The organism is Streptomyces sp. NBC_01017, assembly GCF_045162795.1.
GTDB classification, from domain to species: Bacteria; Actinomycetota; Actinomycetes; order Streptomycetales; family Streptomycetaceae; genus Streptomyces; species Streptomyces machairae.
Window position 1 is genome coordinate 7,691,051 of record NZ_CP108683.1, and the last position, 22,375, is coordinate 7,713,425.

General features: G+C 69.8%; 17 protein-coding genes. 8 read left to right on the forward strand and 9 right to left on the reverse strand.

The window, feature by feature from the left end; translation table 11 throughout:
- Positions 1–73 precede the first annotated feature (73 nt).
- The gene (locus OG331_RS35315) at positions 74–712 is read right to left on the reverse strand and encodes a DUF3043 domain-containing protein (protein WP_406210501.1); all 639 of its coding nucleotides are present in this window, start codon (positions 710–712) and stop codon (positions 74–76) included.
- 289 nt (positions 713–1,001) lie between these two features.
- On the opposite strand from OG331_RS35315, the gene OG331_RS35320 reads away from it, so the two are divergent.
- The 5 genes from OG331_RS35320 to OG331_RS35340 all read left to right on the forward strand — a co-directional run bounded on the left by OG331_RS35320 (position 1,002) and on the right by OG331_RS35340 (position 7,646).
- Positions 1,002–1,790, forward strand: coding sequence for a PspA/IM30 family protein (locus tag OG331_RS35320; protein ID WP_406203888.1), 789 nt, complete (start codon positions 1,002–1,004; stop codon positions 1,788–1,790).
- A gap of 41 nt (positions 1,791–1,831) precedes the next feature.
- Complete coding sequence (locus OG331_RS35325; protein ID WP_406203891.1) at positions 1,832–2,110, forward strand: hypothetical protein; 279 nt, start codon at positions 1,832–1,834, stop codon at positions 2,108–2,110.
- A 184-nt stretch (positions 2,111–2,294) separates the two neighbouring features.
- Positions 2,295–3,467 carry a sensor histidine kinase gene (locus OG331_RS35330; RefSeq protein WP_406203894.1) on the forward strand — a complete coding sequence of 391 codons (1,173 nt, stop codon included), beginning with the start codon at positions 2,295–2,297 and terminating at the stop codon, positions 3,465–3,467.
- Between the two features lie 49 nt (positions 3,468–3,516).
- Complete coding sequence (locus OG331_RS35335) at positions 3,517–4,200, forward strand: response regulator (RefSeq protein ID WP_406203897.1); 684 nt, start codon at positions 3,517–3,519, stop codon at positions 4,198–4,200.
- Positions 4,201–4,454: 254 nt separating this feature from the next.
- Entirely contained in the window at positions 4,455–7,646 is a 3,192-nt protein-coding gene (locus OG331_RS35340) for an efflux RND transporter permease subunit (protein ID WP_406203900.1), read from the forward strand.
- Positions 7,647–7,724: 78 nt separating this feature from the next.
- On the opposite strand, the gene OG331_RS35345 is transcribed toward OG331_RS35340, so the two are convergent.
- The 5 genes from OG331_RS35345 to OG331_RS35365 all read right to left on the reverse strand — a co-directional run bounded on the left by OG331_RS35345 (position 7,725) and on the right by OG331_RS35365 (position 14,431).
- Positions 7,725–8,045, reverse strand: coding sequence for a hypothetical protein (locus tag OG331_RS35345; RefSeq protein ID WP_406203903.1), 321 nt, complete (start codon positions 8,043–8,045; stop codon positions 7,725–7,727).
- A gap of 197 nt (positions 8,046–8,242) precedes the next feature.
- Positions 8,243–8,710, reverse strand: coding sequence for a barstar family protein (locus OG331_RS35350; RefSeq protein WP_406203906.1), 468 nt, complete (start codon positions 8,708–8,710; stop codon positions 8,243–8,245).
- Positions 8,707–13,410 (reverse strand): putative T7SS-secreted protein, encoded by a 4,704-nt coding sequence (locus tag OG331_RS35355; protein WP_406203908.1) that lies wholly within the window; start codon positions 13,408–13,410, stop codon positions 8,707–8,709. The genes OG331_RS35350 and OG331_RS35355 overlap by 4 nt, the downstream gene beginning before the upstream one ends.
- Positions 13,410–14,012, reverse strand: coding sequence for a hypothetical protein (locus OG331_RS35360; RefSeq protein ID WP_406203911.1), 603 nt, complete (start codon positions 14,010–14,012; stop codon positions 13,410–13,412). Before OG331_RS35360 ends, OG331_RS35355 begins: the two co-directional genes overlap by 1 nt.
- Positions 14,009–14,431 carry an SseB family protein gene (locus OG331_RS35365; RefSeq protein WP_406203914.1) on the reverse strand — a complete coding sequence of 141 codons (423 nt, stop codon included), beginning with the start codon at positions 14,429–14,431 and terminating at the stop codon, positions 14,009–14,011. The genes OG331_RS35360 and OG331_RS35365 overlap by 4 nt, the downstream gene beginning before the upstream one ends.
- A 215-nt stretch (positions 14,432–14,646) precedes the next feature.
- On the opposite strand from OG331_RS35365, the gene OG331_RS35370 reads away from it, so the two are divergent.
- Entirely contained in the window at positions 14,647–16,902 is a 2,256-nt protein-coding gene (locus OG331_RS35370) for a protein kinase domain-containing protein (RefSeq protein WP_406203917.1), read from the forward strand.
- Between the two features lie 28 nt (positions 16,903–16,930).
- On the opposite strand, the gene nadA is transcribed toward OG331_RS35370, so the two are convergent.
- The gene (gene nadA / locus OG331_RS35375) at positions 16,931–18,115 is read right to left on the reverse strand and encodes a quinolinate synthase NadA (protein WP_406203920.1); all 1,185 of its coding nucleotides are present in this window, start codon (positions 18,113–18,115) and stop codon (positions 16,931–16,933) included.
- 328 nt (positions 18,116–18,443) lie between these two features.
- Here nadA and OG331_RS35380 point away from each other — a divergent pair, with 328 nt between their 5' ends.
- Entirely contained in the window at positions 18,444–18,800 is a 357-nt protein-coding gene (locus OG331_RS35380) for an iron-sulfur cluster assembly accessory protein (protein ID WP_030582488.1), read from the forward strand.
- A gap of 135 nt (positions 18,801–18,935) precedes the next feature.
- Here OG331_RS35380 and OG331_RS35385 read toward each other — a convergent pair whose 3' ends face one another.
- Both OG331_RS35385 and OG331_RS35390 read right to left on the reverse strand, forming a co-directional pair.
- A complete protein-coding gene (locus OG331_RS35385; RefSeq protein ID WP_406203923.1) occupies positions 18,936–20,852 on the reverse strand; it encodes a hypothetical protein in 1,917 nt (638 codons plus the stop codon).
- A 206-nt stretch (positions 20,853–21,058) separates the two neighbouring features.
- Positions 21,059–21,268 (reverse strand): hypothetical protein, encoded by a 210-nt coding sequence (locus tag OG331_RS35390; RefSeq protein WP_406203926.1) that lies wholly within the window; start codon positions 21,266–21,268, stop codon positions 21,059–21,061.
- Between the two features lie 131 nt (positions 21,269–21,399).
- On the opposite strand from OG331_RS35390, the gene OG331_RS35395 reads away from it, so the two are divergent.
- A complete protein-coding gene (locus OG331_RS35395; RefSeq protein WP_406203929.1) occupies positions 21,400–22,374 on the forward strand; it encodes a carbohydrate kinase family protein in 975 nt (324 codons plus the stop codon).
- Position 22,375 lies beyond the last annotated feature (1 nt).

A 22,375-nucleotide genomic window follows, 5' to 3' on the forward strand; every position in this document is an offset into this window, starting at 1 on the left:
CGTACGACATCACGCAGCCCGCCCAGCTTGTCGAGCCACGCATCCGCCGCACCCCCGGAAAAGGCAGTTGCGCTCAGGGCCGCTCTCCGCGCTTGACCTGAGGCTTCGGCAGCCGGAGCCGGCGCATCTGGAGGGAGCGCATCAGCGCGTAGGCGACGGCGCCGCGCTTGTTGTCGTCGGGGAAGCGCTCGGCGAGCCGCTTCTTCAGGCGGAAGCCGGTGACGGCCGAGTCGAGCACGATCAGCACGATCACGATCAGCCACAGCAGCAGCGCGATGTTCTGCAGCGCGGGCACCTGGACCATGCTCAGCACCAGGATGACCACGGCCATCGGCAGGAAGAACTCCGCGATGTTGAAGCGCGAGTCGATGAAGTCACGCGCGAACTTGCGCACCGGACCCTTGTCACGGGCCGGCAGATACCGCTCGTCGCCCCCGGCCAGCGCCTGACGCTGCTTCGCCAGGGCGGCACGGCGATCCTCGCGCTGCCGCTTGGCGGCGTCCTTGCGCGTCATCGAGGTGTTGGCCACGCTTCGACGCTGCGACTGGGCGTCGCTGCGCTTGGGCGTGGGCCGGCCCTTCGGGGCCTCGGGGTGACGGGTCTCATTGGAGTCGGTCACCAGCGCCTTGTCGGCGGACTGGGCCTTCTCTTCCTTCGCGCGGCTACGGAACACAAAACCCAAGGGTACGGGGTGCCAGGGGTTGGACCCCAGCTCCGTGGGGAACGATCCGGCAACGCCAGTCGTCGTAGGGGGACAGAGGGGACGTTGCGGACGGTTCCTCCGACGGCCATGAGGAAGGCACGTGGGCGGCACCGGGCCGGCACCCGGGAGTCACCTACTCCTTACGCCGGAGCGGGAGCGTACGCAGTCGTCCTTGGGGATGAGCGCATCCGTCCCCGAACAGTGCGGTAATGGATGCAGGGCCCGTACTGTGGGTTCTGTCGCAGGTGCTGGAGTGGAGTCCGTCAGAAGGGGGCGCGCGAAGCCCATGAGCGGTGTCATGAAGCGTATGGGGATGATCTTCCGCGCGAAGGCGAACAAGGCCCTTGACCGGGCCGAGGACCCGCGCGAGACCCTCGATTACTCGTATCAGAAGCAGCTGGAGCTGCTCCAGAAGGTCCGCCGCGGCGTAGCCGACGTGGCCACCTCGCGCAAGCGCCTGGAACTCCAGCTCAACCAGCTCCAGCAGCAGTCGACGAAGCTGGAGGACCAGGGCCGCAAGGCGCTCGCGCTGGGCCGTGAGGACCTGGCCCGCGAAGCGCTCTCGCGCCGCGCCGCCCTCCAGCAGCAGGTGACGGACCTGGAGACACAGCACGCGACGCTGCAGGGCGAGGAGGAGAAGCTCACCCTCGCGGCCCAGCGCCTGCAGGCGAAGGTCGACGCCTTCCGCACCAAGAAGGAGACGATCAAGGCCACCTACACCGCCGCCCAGGCCCAGACCCGCATCGGCGAGGCCTTCTCCGGCATCTCGGAGGAGATGGGCGACGTCGGCCTGGCGATCCAGCGCGCGGAGGACAAGACGGCCCAGCTCCAGGCCCGTGCCGGAGCCATCGACGAACTCCTCGCCTCCGGCGCCCTCGACGACCAGTCCGGCATGCACAAGGACGACATCCAGGCCGAGCTGGACCAGCTCTCCGGTGGTACGGATGTAGAGCTGGAACTGCAGCGCATGAAGGCGGAACTGGCGGGAGGTTCCTCGTCGCAGCAGGCGATCGAGGGCGGCACCGACCAGTCCCAGTCGCAGTCCCAGCAGCAGCCGAAGGACACCCCGCGCTTCGACAAGCAGTAGTCCCCCGGAGACGGGGCGAGCCCATCGCCGAGGAGGGCGACATGATCGTACGGATCATGGGGGAGGGGCAGGTGAGTCTGGCCGACAGCCACCTCACCGAGCTGAACAAGCTGGACGACGTGCTCCTGGAGGAAATGGAGAACGGCGACGGCCCAGGTTTTCGCGCGACCCTCCACGCCCTTCTCCAGAAGGTCCGCGAACTGGGCGAGCCCCTGCCCGACGACTCCCTGGAGCCGTCGGAACTGATCCTCCCGTCGCCGGACGCGACGCTGGAGGAGGTCCGGGAGCTGCTGAGCGATGACGGCTTGATCCCGGGTTGAGTCACACCAGCCCGTCCGGCGTTTGAGGACGAGGCCCGTTCAGGGCCGAAGCGGGCGTCCGGGGGCGGCAGCCCCCGGACGACGCACACCGCAGCGCCGGGCACATGACACGAGGAACCTCCAGTTGGCCCCCGTTCCAAGCTCCGCAGGGGAACGCGTCCGGCGGCATCTCAAGGCGCACCCCATGGCGCTGGACGCGGCGTTGGCGGTCGGCGTACTGGTGTGCATGGTGTCCGGCTCGTTCGTGGACCCGCACGGGAAGAACGGCGTGACCTGGGGTCTGCGCACCCCGGACACCCTCAGCCTGGTGCTCATCACCCTCGGCGCCGCGGCCCTGGTCTTCCGCCGCCGCGCCCCCATGACGGTCCTCGCGGTCACCGGCACCGTCTCCCTGATCGAGTCCGTCACCGGCGACCCCCGCGCTCCGGTCGCCATGTCCGCGGTGATCGCCCTGTACACCGTCGCCTCGACCACCGACCGCACCACCACCTGGCGCGTCGGCCTGCTCACCGTCACCGTCCTGACCGGTTCCGCGATGCTCGCCGGCCCCCTGCCCTGGTACGCCCAGGAGAACCTGGCCATCTTCGCCTGGACCGGCATCGGCGCCACTGCCGGCGACGCGGTCCGCAGCCGCCGCGCCGTCGTCACCGCCATCCGCGAACGTGCCGAACGCGCCGAGCGCACCCGCGAGGAGGAGGCCCGCCGCCGCGTCGCCGAGGAGCGGCTGCGGATCGCCCGGGACCTGCACGACGTGGTCGCCCACCACATCGCCCTGGTCAATGTGCAGGCCGGCGTCGCAGCCCACGTCATGGACAAGCGGCCCGACCAGGCCAAGGAGGCCCTCGCGCACGTACGCGAGGCCAGCCGCTCCGCGCTCAACGAACTCCGCGCGACCGTCGGCCTGCTGCGGCAGTCCGGCGACCCGGAGGCCCCCACCGAGCCCGCTCCCGGCCTCGTACGCCTCGACGAACTCGTGGGCACCTTCCGCAGCGCGGGCCTCCAGGTGGAGGTCGCCCGCGCCGACCAGGACGCCACGCTCCCGGCCGCCGTCGACCTGGCCGCCTACCGCGTCATCCAGGAGGCGCTGACCAACGTGCAGAAGCACGCGGGCCCGGCCGCCAAGGCCGAGGTCAGCGTCGTCCGCGTGGGACCGAACGTCGAGATCACCGTCCTCGACGACGGGGCCGGCGAGGACGACACGATCGACGGCGGCGGCCACGGCCTGCTCGGCATGCGCGAGCGTGTCACCGCCCTGCGCGGCACCCTCACCACCGGGCCCCGCTACGGAGGCGGCTTCCGCGTGCATGCGATCCTGCCGGTCAAGAGCCGTGCGCGCGCCGCCGACGACGCCGTATGACAACTGAACGCCCCCACCGCCCCGCACCAGGGCACGGAGAGGACCCCGCATGACGATCCGTGTCCTGCTCGCCGACGACCAGGCCCTGTTGCGCAGCGCCTTCCGGGTGCTGGTCGACTCCGAGCCCGACATGGAGGTCGTCGCCGAGGCGTCCGACGGCGCGGAGGCGGTGCGACTGGCCAAGGAGGAGCGGGCGGACGTCGTCCTGATGGACATCCGGATGCCCGGCACCGACGGCCTCGCCGCCACCCGCATGATCAGCGCCGACCCGGCCCTCGCCCAGGTCCGCGTCGTCATACTGACCACCTTCGAGGTCGACGACTACGTCGTGCAGTCGCTGCGCGCCGGCGCCTCCGGCTTCCTCGGCAAGGGCTCCGAACCCGACGAACTCCTCGCCGCCATCCGCGTCGCCGCCGGGGGCGAGGCCCTGCTCTCCCCGGCCGCCACCAAGGGCCTGATCGCCCGCTTCCTCGCTCAGGGCGACGGCGCCGACGACGACCGCGACCCGGCCCGCGCCGAGCGGCTCGGCGCGCTCACCGGCCGGGAGCGCGAGGTCCTGGTCCAGGTCGCCGGCGGGCACTCCAACGACGAGATCGCCGAGCGGCTGGCGGTCAGCCCGCTGACCGTGAAGACACACGTCAACCGGGCCATGTCCAAGCTCGGCGCCCGCGACCGGGCGCAGCTCGTGGTGATCGCGTACGAGTCCGGGCTGGTACGTCCAAGGGTGGAGTGAGCTCGACCCGGGTGTACTGCGCCCGGAGTATGCGCCGGATAAGGAACGGGACCTGCGGCCTACGAAACCGGGCTCCCCGATGGCTCAGGGTGTAGGGGCGGGTGCTCATCCGTGCCGCACAAGCGTGTCTCACGAGCGTGCCGTGAACGCCCTGCCCGATCCATGCCTGCTCCATGCCTGATCCACGCCTGACCCATGCCTGCTCCAGGCCTTCCTTGCCGCTTCTGCCGCTCACAGAAGAGAGACCCTGAACCATGTCCTGGCTGTCGAAGTTCAGCCTCGCCCAGCGCGCCCTGATAGGGCTGATGTCGATCATCGCGATCGTCTTCGGCGCCATCGCGATACCCCAGCTCAAGCAGCAGCTGCTGCCCTCCATCGAACTGCCCATGGTGTCCGTGCTGGCGCCGTACCAGGGCGCCGCGCCGGACGTGGTCGAGAAGCAGGTCGTCGAGCCGATCGAGGACAGCCTCGAAGCCGTCGACGGCATCACCGGCGTCACCTCCACGGCCAGCGAGGGCAACGCCGTGATCATGGCGTCCTTCGACTACGGCCCCGACAACCAGCAGCTGGTCGCCGACGTCCAGCAGGCCGTCAACCGGGCCCGCGCCCAGCTGCCGGACGACGTGGACCCGCAGGTCATCGCCGGTTCCACGGACGACATCCCGACCGTCGTCCTCGCCGTCACCTCCGGCCGTGACCAGCAGGCCCTCGCCGACCAGCTCGACCGGACCGTCGTGCCGGACCTGAAGGACATCGACGGCGTCGGCCAGGTCACCGTCGACGGCGTGCGGGACCTCCAGGTCACCGTGACCCCCAACGACGCGAAGCTGGCGAAGGCGGGCCTGACCTCGGCGGACCTCTCCGAGGCACTGAGGGCGGGCGGCGCCACCGTCCCGGCGGGCTCCTTCGACGAGGGCGGCGACAACCGCACCGTCCAGGTGGGCGGCGGGTTCACCTCGCTGCAGCAGATCGAGGACCTGAGGGTCACCGGCTCGGGCGGCGCGGGCGGCGGTGCGGACGCTTCCGGTAAGAAGCCGGTCCGCCTCGGTTCCGTCGCCACCGTCGAGCAGCAGCAGGCCCCGGCCGACTCCCTCACGCGCACGGACGGCAAGCCGTCCCTCGCGATCGCGGTCACCATGGACCGCGACGGCAGCGCGGTCGCGATCTCCGACGCGGTCCAGGACAAGCTCGCGGAGATGCGCAAGGACCTCGGCTCCGACGCCACGCTGACCGTGGTCAGCGACCAGGGCCCGGCGGTCTCGAAGTCCATCGACGGCCTGACCACCGAGGGCGCGCTCGGCCTGCTCTTCGCGGTCCTCGTCATCCTGGTCTTCCTGGCGTCGATCCGTTCGACGCTGGTGACGGCGGTCTCGATCCCCCTGTCGGTGGTCCTGGCCCTGATCGTCCTGTGGACGCGCGACCTGTCGCTGAACATGCTGACGCTCGGCGCGCTCACCATCGCCATCGGCCGCGTCGTCGACGACTCGATCGTGGTCCTGGAGAACATCAAGCGGCACCTCGGCTACGGCGAGGAGCGCCAGGAGGCCATCCTCAAGGCGGTCCGCGAGGTCGCCGGCGCGGTCACCTCCTCCACCCTCACCACGGTCGCCGTCTTCCTGCCGATCGGCCTCGTCGGCGGCATGGTGGGCGAGCTGTTCGGCTCGTTCAGCCTGACCGTGACGGCCGCGCTGCTGGCGTCGCTGCTCGTGTCCCTGACGGTCGTACCGGTCCTGTCGTACTGGTTCCTGCGGGCCCCGAAGGGCACCCCCGAGGACGCTGCCGAAGCCCGCCGGATCGCGGAGGAGAAGGAGGCGAAGAGCAGGCTCCAGCGCTTCTACGTCCCCGTCCTGCGCTTCGCGACCCGCCGCCGCCTGACCAGCGTGCTGCTCGCGATCGTCATCCTCATCGGCACGTTCGGCATGGCGCCGCTGCTGAAGACGAACTTCTTCGACCAGGGCGAGCAGGAAGTCCTCACCGTCAAGCAGGAGTTGAAGCCGGGCACCAGCCTGTCGGCGACCGACGAGCAGGCGAAGAAGGTCGAGAAGCTGCTCGCCGACACCAAGGGCGTGAAGGACTACCAGGTCACGATCGGCTCGTCCGGCTTCATGGCGGCCTTCGGCGGCGGCACCGACACCAATCAGGCGTCCTACCAGGTGATGCTGGAGGACTCGGCGTCGTACGAGGACGTACAGGACCGCGTCGAGGCGGGCCTGAAGAAGCTGGACGGCATCGGTACGACCACCATCGCGGCCGGTGACGGCTTCGGCGCCCAGGACCTGAGCGTCGTCGTGAAGGCGGCCGACGGGGACGTGCTGCGCAAGGCGTCCGAGCAGGTCCGCGAGGCGGTGGCCGGCCTGGACGACGTCACGGACGTGACCAGCGACCTGGCGCAGAGCGTGCCGCGTATCTCGGTGAAGGCCAACGACAAGGCGGCCGCGGTCGGCTTCAACGACCAGACCCTCGGTCTGGCCGTCGCCCAGGCGGTCCGCGGCAACACGGCGGCGCAGGCGACCCTCGACGACACTGAGCGGGACGTCGTCATCAAGTCGGCCAAGCCGGCGACGACGCTGAAGCAGCTTCAGGACCTGAGCCTGGGTCCGGTGAAGCTCGGCGACATCGCTGACGTCAAGCTGGTGGACGGCCCGGTCTCGATGACCCGCATCGACGGCCAGCGCGCGGCCACGATCTCCGCCAAGCCGACCGGCGACAACACGGGCGCGGTGAGCGCGGACCTCCAGTCCAAGGTCAACTCGCTGACCCTCCCGGCCGGTGCCACGGCCTCGATCGGCGGTGTGTCCGAGGACCAGGACGAGGCGTTCGTCAACCTGGGCCTGGCGATGCTGGCGGCGATCGCGATCGTCTTCATGCTCCTGGTCGCGACCTTCCGCTCCCTCATCCAGCCCCTGATCCTGCTGGTCTCCATCCCGTTCGCGGCAACGGGCGCGATCGGCCTCCTGATCGCGACCGGCACCCCGATGGGCGTCCCCGCGATGATCGGCATGCTGATGCTGATCGGCATCGTGGTGACGAACGCGATCGTGCTGATCGACCTCATCAACCAGTACCGAAGCCAGGGTTACGGTGTCGTGGAGGCCGTGATCGAGGGCGGCCGCCACCGCCTCCGCCCCATCCTCATGACGGCCCTGGCAACGATCTTCGCCCTCCTCCCCATGGCCCTGGGCGTCACCGGCGAGGGCGGCTTCATCGCCCAGCCCCTGGCCGTGGTCGTGATCGGCGGCCTGATCACGTCGACCCTCCTCACCCTCCTCCTCGTACCGACGCTGTACGCGATGGTGGAGCTTCGGAAGGAACGGCGGGCGAAGAAGCGGCAGGCGAAGCGGGACAAGAAGGCCGGGGTGGCTGCACAGCCGACGCCGGCTGCGACTTCGGACTCGGACTCGGGCTCGGGCTCGGGCTCGGATGAGCCGGAGCGCGCTGGGGTCTGAGCTACCGCCTAACGGAAGAAAGCCCGACCCAGGAGGTCTCCTGGGTCGGGCTTTCTTGGTGTTCGTGGGCTGCCCCGCTCATGGCGATTCACTCGCGTCCGGGGCGGAGTCCAGGACCCCCCAGACGGCCAGGCTGTCCGCTCCTGCACCTATGAGGGTGACCTTCGCCGAGTGCATGGTGTCCAGTTGGTCGACCTGCCGGCCGTACCACTCGATGGCGACCAGAGTGAGCGGGCTCGCCGTCCCCTTCCACGGGGCGAGGCGGTGCAACTCCATGCCCAGCTGTGCAGTCCCTTCGATGCAGCGCACAACGCACACGACTGCGCTGTCCGCCGCAGCGGGGCTGCTGGGCGTGACCGATTCGACGGACAGGATGCTCAGAGTTGCCTTCTCAGACACGTCGGTGAGCCTCCGTTTCCATCGCCTACTGAATCGGCTCCGGGGTAGCGGCAGATGGATGGGCGTTTGTTCAACAGTTGTCCCGAGCCCCAGCGATGCCTGGTGTCAGCTGTCAGGGTCGGCGGCGAGGTCTCCGGTGAGGATGCGGCGGTCTCTCGCCATCACCACACGTCAGGGCCGGACGCCGCGTCGAGTTTTCACGTCAGCTCTCGAGTCTCTCGGGTGAGTTCGTCGCGCGCTCCGGAATCACACACGAAAATGACGTGGAATGTACTCTTCGGTTGTTCTGGGAATTCCGGTCGACTAGCCCAAGATTCAGCAGATCTAAGAAGGGTTCGGAAAAACATCGACCGCTCCTCCATGCTCCCAGAGAGGACGTTCTCGGAGCCTTCGATGATCAAGATGTATCGCGTGGCCGGAATCCAATTGAGATCTGACAGGCAGTCATATAGGGCATCCCAGTTCCAGCCGAAGTAGTCCGGCAGCCGGAAGCTCTCATAGAACTGCGTGAAGACGCCGTCCGCGTCGGCCATGTCCTGGCCGTGCAATCTGGCAGCAAAGATGGCACCGTTTGGTGGCAGGGCTTCTGTAGCCGTGACCTGTGAATCGCTTGCGATGACGTGCACCCAGGGGGGCGATTCGGCCCACCATGACAGTCCACTCATCGACCAGCCTCCATAACGATATAAGTCTGATAGTGGGTCGGAGTGTAGTATGCCGAGCCGTCCGACCCGGTGATGATGCGCTCCCCGCCGGGCTTCGGATTCTGCGCTGACTGCACGGTCCCCCATTCCGTGTAGTGAATGGGCTTTCCGGTGCTGTCAAATTCCGGGAGTTTGTAGCCGCCGCTCCTACCACTGTTCTCGAACGTCCGAGGCATTGACGGGCCCATGAGCTGTGGTCCAGCGCCTTGCGCTTCGACTCCGAACTGCCGGATGTCCTGCAGCACTGCCTTGGACTCCGCGGGCACCTGAGTGGGGATCCATCCCTGGAGCTTGGATGTGTCCCCCAGAACCTGACCCACCTGACATGGTGCGAGGCCGTGGGCGTCGGACCAGGTGTGAGGATTGTGAACGTAACTGTTTGGATTGGGGGCTGGTGCGAGTCCGAGCGGATCCGGGGTGGTGTAGCGAGCCGTCTCGGGGTCGTAGTGCCGGTGGAAGTTGTAGTGGAGGCCGGTTTCGGGATCGAAGTACTGCCCCGGAAAGCGCAAGGGTGTGTAGGCAGTGGCGCTGCGGTCCCAGGTGGTGGTGCCCCAGAGGGTGCGGCGTGTACGCCAAGCGATGTCACCGTGCTCATCCACGAGTTCGGTGGGGGCGCCGACGAGGTCGGTGATGATCGCGAAGAAGCGCTGGTCGATTTCATCCTGAGACGCGTCGCCCGCCGTCTTGCGTTCGGTCTGGGTCAACGGGCGTATGCCTTGGTGATCCCAGGTGAGGGTGATGGCCGACTGGTCGGTGCCGGGGGTGTGCGTCGTCTGTTCGCACAGGGTCGTGCCGTCCCAGGTGAAGTCCACCTGTTCCAGGACGGTTTCGGCGTCGGCGGCGAGGCGTTGCTTGGCGATGCGGCGGCCCAGGGGGTCGTAGCGGTAGCGCCAGGTAGTGCCGTCGGGGGTGACGACGGAGGTGAGGCGGTCCTCGTCGTCCCAGGTGTAGCGCCAGGTGTCCGGTTTGCGGGACAGGCGGGTTTTCTGGCGCAGGGTGATCCGGCCGGCTTCGTCGTGCTCGTAGCGGACATTGCCCGCGCGCGTGATTCGGGTGCCGGTGTAAGTGCGATCGCCGGTTGCCTCCTGGCCAGGCATGGAGTCCGGCCAGGCGGCTCGGGTCTGGTTGCCTGCCGCGTCGTAGGCGTAGGACTCCGTCCAGTTCGAGGCTTGGACTGCGGTGACCCGGCCCGCCGTGTCCAGGTCGAAGCGGCGGGTGCCGTTCAGGTCGTCGTCGATGCCGGTCAGGTTGCCGTCGGCGCGGTAGGTGTAGGCGCGGTGCTGGAGGCGCGTGTCGCCCGGTCCGGTGAGTTCCTGCTTCGTCAGGCGGCCCAGGGGGTCGAAGGCGTTGGTGAGGGTGAGGGCTTCGCCGATGTGGCGGGTCAGTTCGCGGCCGGCCGCGTCGTGGGTGAAGGCGAGGGTGTGGCCTCCGGTGGTCAGTTCCGTGCGGTTGCCCGCCGCGTCGTGGGCCCAGGTGCTGATCGCGCCGGTCGGTGTGGTGCGGCCGGTGCGGCGGCCCAGGACGTCGTAGGTGTAGGTGAGCGTGCGGCCGTTGACCGTCTCGGACATCAGGCGGCCGGAATCGTCCCGCTGCAACGTCAGGACCGCATCCGGGCCGACTGCCCGGACCAGGCCACCCGTTGCGTCGTACGCGTACGTCGTGACCGCTCCGGCCGCGCCCTTCCTCTCCACACGGCCCAGTACGTCCCGGTGGAAGTAGGTGGTCTGGCCGGAAGCCGTGGTGCTGGCGGTCAACTGGCCTGCACTGTCGTGTTCGTACGTCAGCCTTCGGTCGTCGAAGTCCGTCTCCGCGATCAGCCGTCCGGCCGCGTCGTACTCGTACGACCAGGTCAGACCCTGCGGGTTCGTGACCTTCGTCAGGTGAAGTTCGGTGTCGTGAGCGAACTCGTAGCGCACCCCATCCGGGCCGGTGCGAGCCGACATCAGGTCGAAGTGGGTGTACTCGTAGCGGGAGACGGCGCCCATGGCGTCGGTGTGGGTGGTGCAGTTGCCCTCGCCGTCGTACGTCCACGATTCCGTGGCGCCGTCTGCGGTGATACGGCGGGACAGTCGGCCCTCCACCGTCCACTCCAGGCGGGTCACCGCCCCCGTCGGGTCTGTGATCGTGGTCGGGCGGCCGAAGGCGTCCCTCTCGTAGCGGGTCACCGCGCCGAGCGGGTCCGTGACCTCCAGGGGCAGGCCCGCGGGGTTGCAGCGGACCGTGCTCGTCGCGCCCATCGCGTCCGTGATCGCCGCCAGGTGACCGAGGTCGTCATACCCGAAGCGGGTCGTGATCCCGGACGCGTCGGTTACGGCCGTGCGGTTGCCGAAGGCGTCGAACTGCTGACTGACGTGGGTACCGTCCGGGCCGGCCATGGCCACGGGCAGGCCCTGGTCGTCGTAGCCGATGCTGGTGTAGCGGCCGTCGGGGCGGACGGCCATCACCATGCGGCCTGCCTCGTCGTACGCGTAGCTCTGCGTGCGGCCGAGGGCGTCGGTGACCGTCAGCGGGCGTTCGTAGCGGTCGTATGTGGTGCGGGTCGTCGCTCCGTCGGGACCTGTCTCGCCCACCACCTGCAGGTCACTGTTGACCAGGTAACGCGTGCTGTGACCCAGGGAGTTGGTTGCGGTGATGGTCCGGTGGCCCGTCCGCGGGTCGATGTCGCCGTGGACGAAGGTGTTGCGCAGGTGGCCGGCGTCGCCCGACTGGGAGGTGCAGCGGCCCTGGTCGTCGTAGACGTAGTGGTAGGACGAGTTGTTCGTGTCGGTCCAGGCGGTGATGCGGCCGAGTTCGTCGTTGGTGAAACGGGTCGGTATGCCGGACGAATTCGTTACTGCCGCCAGGTGACCCTGCTCGTCGTAGCCGAAGCGGACCAACTCGACGTCGCCGCCGCTGTCCGCCGTGCTTTCGGCCAGTCTCAGGGCGGTTATTCGGTGCTCGGTGGTCTCCATGGTGAGGTGGTAGCCCGCCGAGTGCACGATCGCCGTGGGGGCGCCCTCGTTGTCGTACTCGAAGGTGAGCCACTGGCCTGAGCGGTCGGTGATCTGTTCCAGCAGGGCGATGCCGTCGCCGTCGCCGCCCGGGGCCGCGAAGTGCCAGGTGCGGCCGGCCGCGGGGTCGGTGATCGCGTAGTCGCCGTAGGCGTCGACGGTGAGGGGGTATCGGCCGCCCTCAAGCGGCAGGGTCGGCACGCCGGGGGCGGGGTGCGGGTAGGCCAGTAGTGCGCCGTTCTCGCGGATGAAGATGACACCCTCGGCGTCGATCTCCAGGCGCTGGTCAGCGGTGGAGGTCCACTTCGGGCCGAACCAGCGTCCGGCCTCGTACGACGACTCGAACTGCCGGGAGAACAACAGGGGCAGCCTGGCGGGCAGGGTGACGTCGGTCTGCGGCAGCGCCATGCGGCCGGTGGCCATGTCGATGGGGTCGCCGAACCACTTGCACTTCTTTTCCCTGGCGAAATCTTTGATCGCCTGGCCGACGCTCCTGCGCGCTCCTCCCGTCGCCGCACCCTCCGCGGCCCCTCGCGCAGCCCCCCGGGCCATGCTTGTGGCGCCCTTGCCACCGATCAGGTTCGAGGCGAGGTAGCCCAGGGAGTCACCCGGGTCGCTGCTCCAGCCGCTGCCGATGACGGCCTTGGGCAGGCGTTCGGGATGGGCGGCGGTGCTCACCAGGCCGGCCAGCAGCATGTTGGAGTTCTTCACATACTCGCCGGGGTGGGTGATGTTGTAGGAGTCCATCGGGTTGACGGTGCGGACCAGTTTCACCAGGTCCGCGCCTCCCTTGAGGAGACCGCCCAGGACGTGGGCCTGGTTCAGCTGCGTGCTCACGACGGCGTCCGCCGCGTCGGCCTTCAACCGGTCGGTGAACTCCGGCTTCGGCGGAGCCGTCTCCAGCGCGGCGGCCACCCGGCGCTGCGCGTCGCGGGCGGCGTCGGTGCGCTGGCGGCGCGCCTCGGCCAGGATCTCCTCGGCCTCCCGTCGGCCGGTGGCCCCCGGGTCGACGAAGGCGCCCGGCTCCGTCGGTTTCCGGCCCGGGTTGCGTCCCGCCGAAGCGGCCGCGTTGTACCGGTCGGCGGCCTGGTTGTACGCCGTCACTTGAGCGTTGTGCGCATCCACCGCTCGCCGGCTGTCCTCCTGCGCGGTGCGGTAGGCGTCGATCGCCGTCTGCGCCTGCCCCTGCGCCCAGCGCACCGTGTCCGCGTACGCCTCCAGCGCCTTGGCCGCCGCCTCGCAGGCGTCGGCCGCCGTCAGCCACTGCTTGGGATGCATGTCGAACTTCTCGCGGAAGGCGTCCGCCGCCTTGCCCTGCCAGCCCTCGCCGTCCAGCGAGCGCATCCCCTGGCCGACGCTCTCGAACGCCCGGGAGAAATCCCGCAGATGCCGGGCCCGTGCCTCCAATGCCTGCGGGCTGCCGTGGACCAGCTCCTTGGGGTCCTCGCTCTCTCCCAGCCGGCGCTCGGCGACATCGCCGCCCAGCCGGTTGTTCACCCCCTCCCCGAAGTCACGCACCCCTTCGGCCGCGCCGTCCGCGCCGACCGCCGACAGGCCGTCCGCCGCCTTGTCCGCGCCCCAGTCGACGGCCTCCCCGACGCCCGCGCTCACGCCGTCGACAGCGCTCTCCAGGCCGTCCCCGAGGTCGTTGACCATGTCCCCCAGGCCCATCAGCGCTCAACCTCCCCGAACGCCGAGGCCTCGGGGCCGTCAGGCTGCCAGTCCGTCCGCGAATCGAACGGGGCGTCCGGGGTCACCGTCGAGGTCTCCAGGTCCTCCTTCGCCTGCGCCCAGGCCTGCCGGGCCGCCTGGTCGCCGGCCTGCAGGGACTCCGCGCTGTAGTCCGCGTTCATGAAGTGGGACACGGAGTTGTCCTTCAACGTCTGCGACCAGGAACGCTGCTCGACCTCCTCCTCGGACAGGTAAGGGTTGCCCGCCGCCGCCGTCCACACCGTCTTCACGGTGTTCGAGACGTACTGCTCCTGCTCGTGATACAGCCCCGCCGACAGGTTGAGCCGCTGCGCGAACCCGTTCGCGTCCTGCATCATCGAGCGCACCCCCCAGCTCCACCGCTCGCAGAAGTCGGCGAACACCTGGCGCAGGTTCGCATCCCCCACCTCAAGACCGGCCAGCTCCAGGTCGTCGAAGCCTCGGCCCTGGGCCGCCTCGATGTCGAAGCCCAGCTCCTTCAGCTCGTCGATCGCCAGGTTGATGCCCCGGGTGATCCGCTCCAGTGCCTCCGGATCGACCCGGTAGCCGTCCCCGCCGCTCACGTGTCCACCCCTTCAGAGTCCTGAACCGTGTCCACAGCCGCCGCGTCCGGAACAACTCCCTTCGCCGGAGGCAGCACCAGGCCCGCCGCACTGCCCGCGTCCACCGCGATCCCGACCGGCCCGCCGTCCGCCTTCGCCACCTCCGGGACCACCTGGTCCAGCAAACGCGCCCCGTACACCGGCAGCCGTTCCGGCACCGCCTCACCACGGGCCTGCGCAAAGCGCGCCAACGCCGCGTCATCCGTGAACGCAAACAGCCATCGGACCCCGCCGGCAGCCACCGACAGCAGCGAGTCATCCACCACCGGCACCAGCACCTCGCTGCGCCGGAACTCCCCCACGGCCGCACGCAGACCGCCCTGCCCGGTCGCCGTCAGATCCGCCAACCGCAGCCGCAGCCCCGTGGCATCCGCGCTCAAAACAACCCCCGCCGAAACCCCGCCGAAAACTTCACCGTTCATCGCACATGCGAACGATCATGCTAGTCCGGTGAACGCGGGCCGATCCAGGTAGCGCCGGTCTCGGCGTTTCGGCCAGAGGGGACCCGGGGTTCAAGGGTCCTCGCCCGGACCGGGCCGTCTCCCCGTTACGTATCCTGAGCCCTCGAACTGCATGACGGGGGAGGGTTCCGGGCGTGCTGCTGCACAAGGACGATCCGCGATCGGTCGGCGGCTACAAGCTGGTCGACCGGCTCGGGTCCGGGGGCATGGGGGTCGTCTACCGGGGCAGGGCGCGCTCGGGCCGTGAGGTGGCCGTCAAGGTGGTGCACTCCCAGTACGCCGAGGACCCCGTCTTCCGCGCCCGCTTCCGGCAGGAGATCGAGGCGGTCCGCAAGGTGAGCGGCGCCTTCACCGCACCGGTGGTGGACGCCGACCCGGAGGCCGTACGGCCCTGGATGGCCACCCAGTACGTGCCCGGGCTCTCCCTCGCAGCCCGGATCGGCGACCAAGGTCCGCTGAAGGGCACCGAGCTGCGGCGGCTGACGCTCGGTCTGGTGGAGGCGCTGCGGGACATCCACCGGGCGGGGGTGGTCCACCGGGACCTCAAACCCGCCAACGTTCTCATCGCCGACGACGGCCCGCGTGTCATCGACTTCGGCATCTCGCGTGCGGCCGAGGACCACAAGACCCTCACGGAGACCGGGCAGATGATCGGCACCCCGCCGTTCATGTCTCCGGAGCAACTCACCGACGCCCGTTCGGTGGAGCCGGCCTCCGACGTCTTCTCCCTCGGTGCTCTGCTCGTCTTCTCCATCACGGGGCGGGGCCCCTTCGACGCGGACAGTCCTTATCTCACGGCGTACCGGGTCGTCCACGACGCCCCGGTACTGGACGGCGTGCCGCAGCCCCTTCGCGCGATCCTGGAGCGCTGCCTCGCCAAGGATCCCGCGGACCGGCCCGAACTGGACGAACTGGCGCGGGAGTTCGTGGCTGCGCTGCCGGAGGCGGGTGCGGACGACCAGCCCACCGTGACGCTGCGCACGGAGGAGATGGCCCTGGTCCGGACCCGGCCCGCCGCGGTCGCCGACCCCGGCGCCGCGGCCCCCGGCCGACGACGCAGTCGTATACGTCCGCTGTGGGCCACGGCCGGTACGGTCGGCACCCTCGTGCTCGGCCTGACGGGATACCTGCTGCTCGGGACCGGAGTGGGGGACGACGACGCCCCGACGGAGGCCGACACCGCCGCATCCGCGCCTTCCCGGTGGGCGGCCGTGCCGGCCGGCTGGACGCCCTGGCAGACAACGGTGGACGCCACCGCCGCGCACGGCGTGAAGAAGGGGTCGGCCGGCGGGACCGGCTTGGGAGACGGCCCGGAATGCCGGCTGTACGAGGGTGCCGTCCACTGCGCGGGTGACGGTGTGCTGCCCATGCGCCTCGACGGGCTCACCGGGCGGATCGACTGGCGGGCCGACGTGCTGCCCCCGGGCCGGCGCCAGGGGACGTACACCTTCTCCGTCCTCGGTGTCGTGGACGACGCGATGCTGGTCCAGCAGGAGTTCACCCCCGTCGCCGGGGAGGCGTCGACCACGACGGTCGCCGCTCTGGACACCGGGACCGGTGAGCGGCTCTGGCATCGGAAGGTGGCGAACAACGGGATGTCCCCGGCGGTCTCCGGCAGCCTCGTGGTCATGGCGGCCGACGGCGCCCGCGCGGTGACCGCCCGCTCGGCGCGCACCGGCGCCGAGCGCTGGACGACACCGTTGCCGGCGGGGCAGTACTGCGCCGCCACGGGTGTGGACGAGGCCCTCCGCCTGGAGTGCGTCGCCGAGTTCGCGCCTTCCGAGAACATCCTGCTCATGGAGCTGGACCGGGCCGACGGATCGGTTCGGCGAGTGAAGGTGCCCCATCGCGGAACCCTCGTGGGGACGTTCGACGGCCGCCTGCTCTACGTCGACCCGGCCGAGGACGAGGAGGGCAACATCCCGGCCGGCGACGAGGGGCCGTTCTCCCGGATCCGGCTGGTGGACCCGGAGACCGGTGAGGGCCGTTCGACGAAGCTGGCGGAGGAGTTCGAGGGCGATGTGACGCTCGGGGACGGCACGCTGTGGTTCGTCACGTCCTCCGGCCAGGTGAGTGCCGTGTCGGTCCGGACGGGCGAGCGGCTGTGGCAGACCCCGACGAGCCTGGAGCAGCCCAGCGGCGTCACCCACGACCCGCGCGCCCGCGCGGTCTATCTGTCCAGCGCCAGCGGCCGCGTCGCCGCCCTCGACACGAAGAAGGGCACGCTGCTGTGGGAGACCCTGCCGCGTGCCCAACGAGTGACCGACGCGGGCAGCCGGTCGCTGCCCGAGGTGATGGTCCGTGAGGGCTCTCTGATCGCCGCCACCCCCGACGGTGACCTCTTCACCCTCGACCCCGCTCACCCCGACCGGAAGCCCGTGTCGGGGTGAGCGCCTGAAAGCGCGACCATCGATATACCTACGGCAGCGCCAGCATCCGCTCCAGCGCCAGCTTCGCGAACGCCTCGGTCTCCTTGTCGACCTCGATCCGGTTGACCAGGTTGCCCTCGGCCAGCGACTCCAGGGTCCAGACCAGGTGGGGGAGGTCGATGCGGTTCATGGTCGAGCAGAAGCAGACCGTCTTGTCGAGGAAGACGATCTCCTTGCCCTCCGGCGCGAAACGGTTCGCCAGTCGGCGGACCAGGTTCAGCTCCGTGCCGATGGCCCACTTCGAGCCGGCCGGGGCGGCCTCCAGGGCCTTGATGATGTACTCCGTCGAACCGACGTGGTCCGCCGCGGCCACGACCTCGTGCTTGCACTCGGGGTGGACCAGGACGTTCACGCCCGGGATGCGCTCGCGCACGTCGTTCACCGAGTCGAGGCTGAAGCGGCCGTGCACCGAGCAGTGGCCGCGCCACAGGATCATCTTCGCGGCACGCAGCTCGTCCGCCGTCAGCCCGCCGTTCGGCTTGTGCGGGTTGTAGAGGACGCAGTCCTCCAGGGACATGCCCATGTCGCGGACGGCGGTGTTGCGGCCGAGGTGCTGGTCGGGCAGGAACAGGACCTTCTCGCCCTGTTCGAAGGCCCAGTCCAGGGCCCGCTTGGCGTTGGACGAGGTGCAGATCGTGCCGCCGTGCTTGCCCGTGAACGCCTTGATGTCCGCGGACGAGTTCATGTACGAGACGGGCACGACCTGCTCGGCTATCCCGGCCTCGGTCAGCACGTCCCAGCACTCGGCGACCTGCTCGGCCGTCGCCATGTCGGCCATCGAGCAGCCGGCGGCGAGGTCGGGCAGGACGACCTTCTGGTCGTCGGACGTCAGGATGTCCGCCGACTCCGCCATGAAGTGCACGCCGCAGAACACGATGTACTCGGCCTCCGGGCGGGCGGCCGCGTCCTTGGCCAGCTTGAACGAGTCACCGGTCACGTCGGCGAACTGGATGACCTCGTCGCGCTGGTAGTGGTGGCCGAGCACGAAGACCTTGTTCCCGAGCTTCTCCTTGGCCGCGCGGGCGCGCTCGACCAGGTCCGGATCGGACGGCGAGGGAAGGTCGCCGGGACACTCGACGCCACGCTCGCTCCTCGGGTCGGCCTCACGGCCGAGGAGCAGCAGGGCGAGGGGCGTCGGCTGTACGTCGAGCTCCTGGGTCTGGGCGGTGGTCACGACACGCACCCTTTCTGTTCTGCGGCTCGCCGGCACCGGGAAAGTCCGGACCCGGCGGGTCAAGCGGGACACCTTCTTCGACTTCTCGTCGAATTGACGTTATCTATCATAACCGGTTCACGTCAGTTTGACGATGGCCATCATGTCGATGTGACGTGAATCCCGGCGACAGGCCCGCGTATTCCCGAATCGGTCGTTTTCCGCTGCGGGCACCGTGTGCGAGCATGAAGAAGGACCGAAAGACAAACGCCCGGCCCGGAATGAATCCGCGGCCCCGTCGGTTGCAACCGTCGGCAAGCAGTCTCCGTACAACCCGGGAGAGATGTAGATGTCCGTATCGGACGAGACCAGCACCGTCACCGACGGCATCATCCTGTCCGACGCCGCTGCGGCGAAGGTCAAGGCCCTGCTCGACCAGGAAGGCCGTGACGACCTGGCCCTGCGTGTCGCCGTTCAGCCCGGTGGCTGCTCCGGCCTGCGCTACCAGCTCTTCTTCGACGAGCGCTCCCTCGACGGCGACGTCGTCAAGGACTTCGGCGGCGTGAAGGTCGTCACCGACCGCATGAGCGCCCCGTACCTGGGCGGCGCGTCCATCGACTTCGTGGACACCATCGAGAAGCAGGGCTTCACGATCGACAACCCGAACGCGACCGGCTCCTGCGCCTGCGGCGACTCGTTCAGCTGAACCGGCCGAAACCGGTCGGCTCAGTCGAAATCGGCTGACCGGCCGAACCGGCCGACCCCGGTCGACCCGGTCGAAACGCGAGAAGGCGGCGACCCCCTCCGACGGGGCCGCCGCCTTCCCGTGTCCGTGGGCCCCTTACCGGGCCCCGGACGTCTCCGGCCGGACCGTCCCCGGCTTCTCCAGCGGGACGTCCTGGCCGTCCGTGCCCACGACCTTGCGGTCCCCGAGCGGCTCGTCCAGCTGCACGGTCTTGTGGAACACCTTGGCGATCAGGATGCAGACCTTGTCCGGCTGCGACGTCTCGGTCACCCGGACCGTCACCTCGTCGCCGGTCTCGCTCGCCGTCACCTTGTAGTCGGCGCACACACCGCCCGTGAAGGCCACGGTCAGCTCCCGGCCGTCGACGGTGTAGGCGTCCACACCCACGTTCCGCGTGACCGGCGCCGACGTCGACTCGTCCTTGGGTCCGGACGGCCGCGGGCTCGGCTGAGCGGGCGGCTCCTGCGACGGCGTGGTCGACACCAGGTACTTCGGGTCGACCGCCGGATGCGTCACCGTGAAGCTGTCCTTCGCGCCCGGCGCCCGCACCTCGAACAGCCAGGACGGCACCAGCGCCTGCCGCGCGTCGACGAAGTGCGAGGCGAGCCCGAACACGGCCTTCTCGACCGTGAGGGTGTCCTTGGCCGGCATGTCCGTCCCGGTGTCCGTACCGGTACCCGTACCCGTCGAAGCCTCCGAACCGGAGGAGCCGCAGGGGGCTTCGAGGCGGTCCTTCAGCGGTACGGGGCTGGCGCAGCCGCCGATGCCCATACGGCCGTCGGTACCCGGTGCCGCGTTCATCAGCCCGAGCGTCTTCTCGGCGTCCAGCACGGCGTACGTGTCCCCCTTCACCGGCGCCGCCAACTGGCCGCTGCCGCCGACCACTTCGCCCTGGGCGTTCACGGTCACCCCGGTCGTCCAGCCGTAGGTCGGCAGACCGCCGACCACGGGGCTCGCGTTGACGACCCGCCGGTCGCCCATGAGCTGGCTCGCGTCGAGCTTCGCGTCATCCTGACCCACCGCCTTGAGGACCGGCGCGGCGGCCTTCTTCGCGGCGGCCTCGCTCACCGGGTCGCCGCCCGCGTCCGGCGATCCCTTCGAGCAGGTGGTGACGGACCGGCAGTCATCGGTGCCGGGGGCGTACTGGTAGAAGGTCCAGGTCCCCGGGGCCTGCTTGTTCACCTGCAGGCTGGGCCCCGCCCCGTCCTTGGCCCCGACCCGCCAGGTCTGCCCCTGTGCGACCGGCTTGCCGTCGATCCCGAGCGCCTCGGCCAGCCGGGCCACCTCGTCGGCGCCGACCTCGCCGCCGGCCCGGTACACGGGCGCCGAGCCGGGGCCGTCCGCCAAGTCCCCGCCGGCCTTGTAGGTGACGCCGTACGGGTTCGGCTCACCCGGCGCGATGCCCTTGGTGCCGCCGCCCTCGGAGTAGCCGTCGAGGTGGAGCGGCGGGGGAGTGTCGTCGTCGGCCGCCCCGGACGTCGTGCCGCCGTCCGAACCCCCGGACGCGTTCGCGGCGAGGTAGGCCCCGCCACCCCCGACGAGCAGTACGGCGGCGGCGACGGAGGCGATGATCGCGGGGGAGCGGCGCCGGCTCGAACCGTCGGCTCCGTGCTCATGGGCAGCGGCAGCGGCGGTGGCAGCAGAGGGATCCGCTCCGGCCGGCGTCGCCGGCTCCGCTTCAGCAGCGGCAGCGGACGCCGCGGCCTCCGCGTCCCCGGCCTGCTCCCCGCCGGCCGCGCCGGTGTCGCTCTGCGCACCGTCGCGCTCGCCGTCGGTCTTGTCGGCCTCAGGGGCGCGCCCGGTCTCGCCGACCTCGGCGTCGCCCTCGGACTTGCGGGCCCCGGCGTCGCCCTCGCCCCCGGCGTCGGGAGCCCCGCTGCCGTCCGCCACGGCGCCGGAAGCCCCGGTACCGGATGCCTCGGTACCCGCGGCGCCCTTTTCCTCCCGGGTGCCCTGCTCCTCGGCGGAGCCGTCGGCGCCCGTGTCGTCGTTCTCGGGTCGCTCGGTGTTCACCGCATCGCTCCTTCGGCTGCGCACATGTCCCATGACCCTGACCCGACCCTGTCAAAAGGGACGGTCTGCCGGGTCGTATCCCGCATCCCCTTTACGGGGGACAGCGATGGGACGCAGCGGGGGAGCGCACGGTTCCCTGAAGGGCGCCGATCGAGCCGCCGGAGTTGGACGGGCCGGCGTATTCCGGACGGACGGCGTCGTTTCGGTCAGTCGCCGAAGTCCGACATCGCGTCCACCAGCCGCGCCGACCTCGGCGGCACGGACACCCCGTGGATGAGTGACGGGGAGACCGGACGGGACGAGGCGCGGTCGGGAGCGGCCCAGTGAGGAGCCATCCGCGCGCAGTCACCGAGCAGCGACGCCAGGCCGGCCTCCAGGTCGGCCTGAGGGGTGGCACGGACCTCGAATTTCGTCATAGCGGCACCGTAGGCACGCGGACACCCACGAAGAAAGATCTACTATCGGGTAGTTTTGACTGCTTCAGAGTCCAGGTCACGAACGGTAGCGTGAACTGTCAACCCATCCTCTTCGCAGGAGACTCCACGCCGTGCGCATCGCAGTCACCGGCTCCATCGCCACCGACCACCTCATGACCTTCCCCGGCCGCTTCACCGACCAGTTCGTCGCGGACCAGTTGCACACGGTCTCGCTGTCCTTCCTGGTCGACAACCTGGACGTACGCCGGGGCGGCGTAGGCGCGAACATCGCCTTCGGCATGGGTCAGCTGGGCACGAAGCCGATCCTCGTCGGCGCCGCGGGTGCCGACTTCGACGAGTACCGGGCCTGGCTCGACCGGCACGGCGTCGACACCGAGTCGGTCCGCATCTCAGAGACCCTGCACACCGCCCGTTTCGTCTGCACCACCGACGCCGACCACAACCAGATCGGCTCCTTCTACACCGGTGCGATGAGCGAGGCCCGCCAGATCGAGCTGAAGACCGTCGCGGACCGCGTGGGCGGCCTGGACCTGGTCCTCATCGGCGCCGACGACCCCGAGGCCATGCTCCGCCACACGGAGGAGTGCCGCTCCCGCGCGATCCCCTTCGCCGCCGACTTCTCCCAGCAGATCGCCCGCATGAACGGCGACGAGATCCGGATACTGCTGGACGGTGCGACGTACCTCTTCTCGAACGAGTACGAGAAGGGCCTCATCGAGTCCAAGACCGGCTGGAGCGACGCGGAGATCCTCTCCAAGGTCGGCCACCGCGTCACCACCCTCGGTGCCCGGGGCGTGCGCATCGAGCGCGACGGCGAGGACCCGATCGAGGTCGGCTGCCCCGAGGAGGAGCGCAAGGCCGACCCCACGGGTGTCGGCGACGCCTTCCGCGCCGGGTTCCTGTCGGGGCTGGCGTGGGGCGTGTCCCTGGAGCGCGCCGCGCAGGTCGGCTGCATGGTCGCGACGCTGGTCATCGAGACGGTGGGCACGCAGGAGTACCAGCTGCGCCGGGCACACTTCATGGACCGGTTCACCAAGGCGTACGGGCATGACGCGGGTGAAGAGGTCCGGACCCACCTGGGCTGAT

What these genes read in the sequence shown, in the direction of transcription:
- OG331_RS35390 (WP_406203926.1), bottom strand. Translation starts at nt 21,268, where the DNA reads ATGACGAAATTCGAGGTCCGTGCCACCCCTCAGGCCGACCTGGAGGCC.
- OG331_RS35355 (WP_406203908.1), bottom strand. Translation starts at nt 13,410, where the DNA reads ATGGGCCTGGGGGACATGGTCAACGACCTCGGGGACGGCCTGGAGAGC.
- OG331_RS35330 (WP_406203894.1), top strand. Translation starts at nt 2,295, where the DNA reads ATGGCGCTGGACGCGGCGTTGGCGGTCGGCGTACTGGTGTGCATGGTG.
- OG331_RS35320 (WP_406203888.1), top strand. Translation starts at nt 1,002, where the DNA reads ATGAAGCGTATGGGGATGATCTTCCGCGCGAAGGCGAACAAGGCCCTT.
- OG331_RS35380 (WP_030582488.1), top strand. Translation starts at nt 18,444, where the DNA reads ATGTCCGTATCGGACGAGACCAGCACCGTCACCGACGGCATCATCCTG.
- OG331_RS35350 (WP_406203906.1), bottom strand. Translation starts at nt 8,710, where the DNA reads ATGAGTGGACTGTCATGGTGGGCCGAATCGCCCCCCTGGGTGCACGTC.
- OG331_RS35325 (WP_406203891.1), top strand. Translation starts at nt 1,832, where the DNA reads ATGATCGTACGGATCATGGGGGAGGGGCAGGTGAGTCTGGCCGACAGC.
- OG331_RS35335 (WP_406203897.1), top strand. Translation starts at nt 3,517, where the DNA reads ATGACGATCCGTGTCCTGCTCGCCGACGACCAGGCCCTGTTGCGCAGC.
- OG331_RS35340 (WP_406203900.1), top strand. Translation starts at nt 4,455, where the DNA reads ATGTCCTGGCTGTCGAAGTTCAGCCTCGCCCAGCGCGCCCTGATAGGG.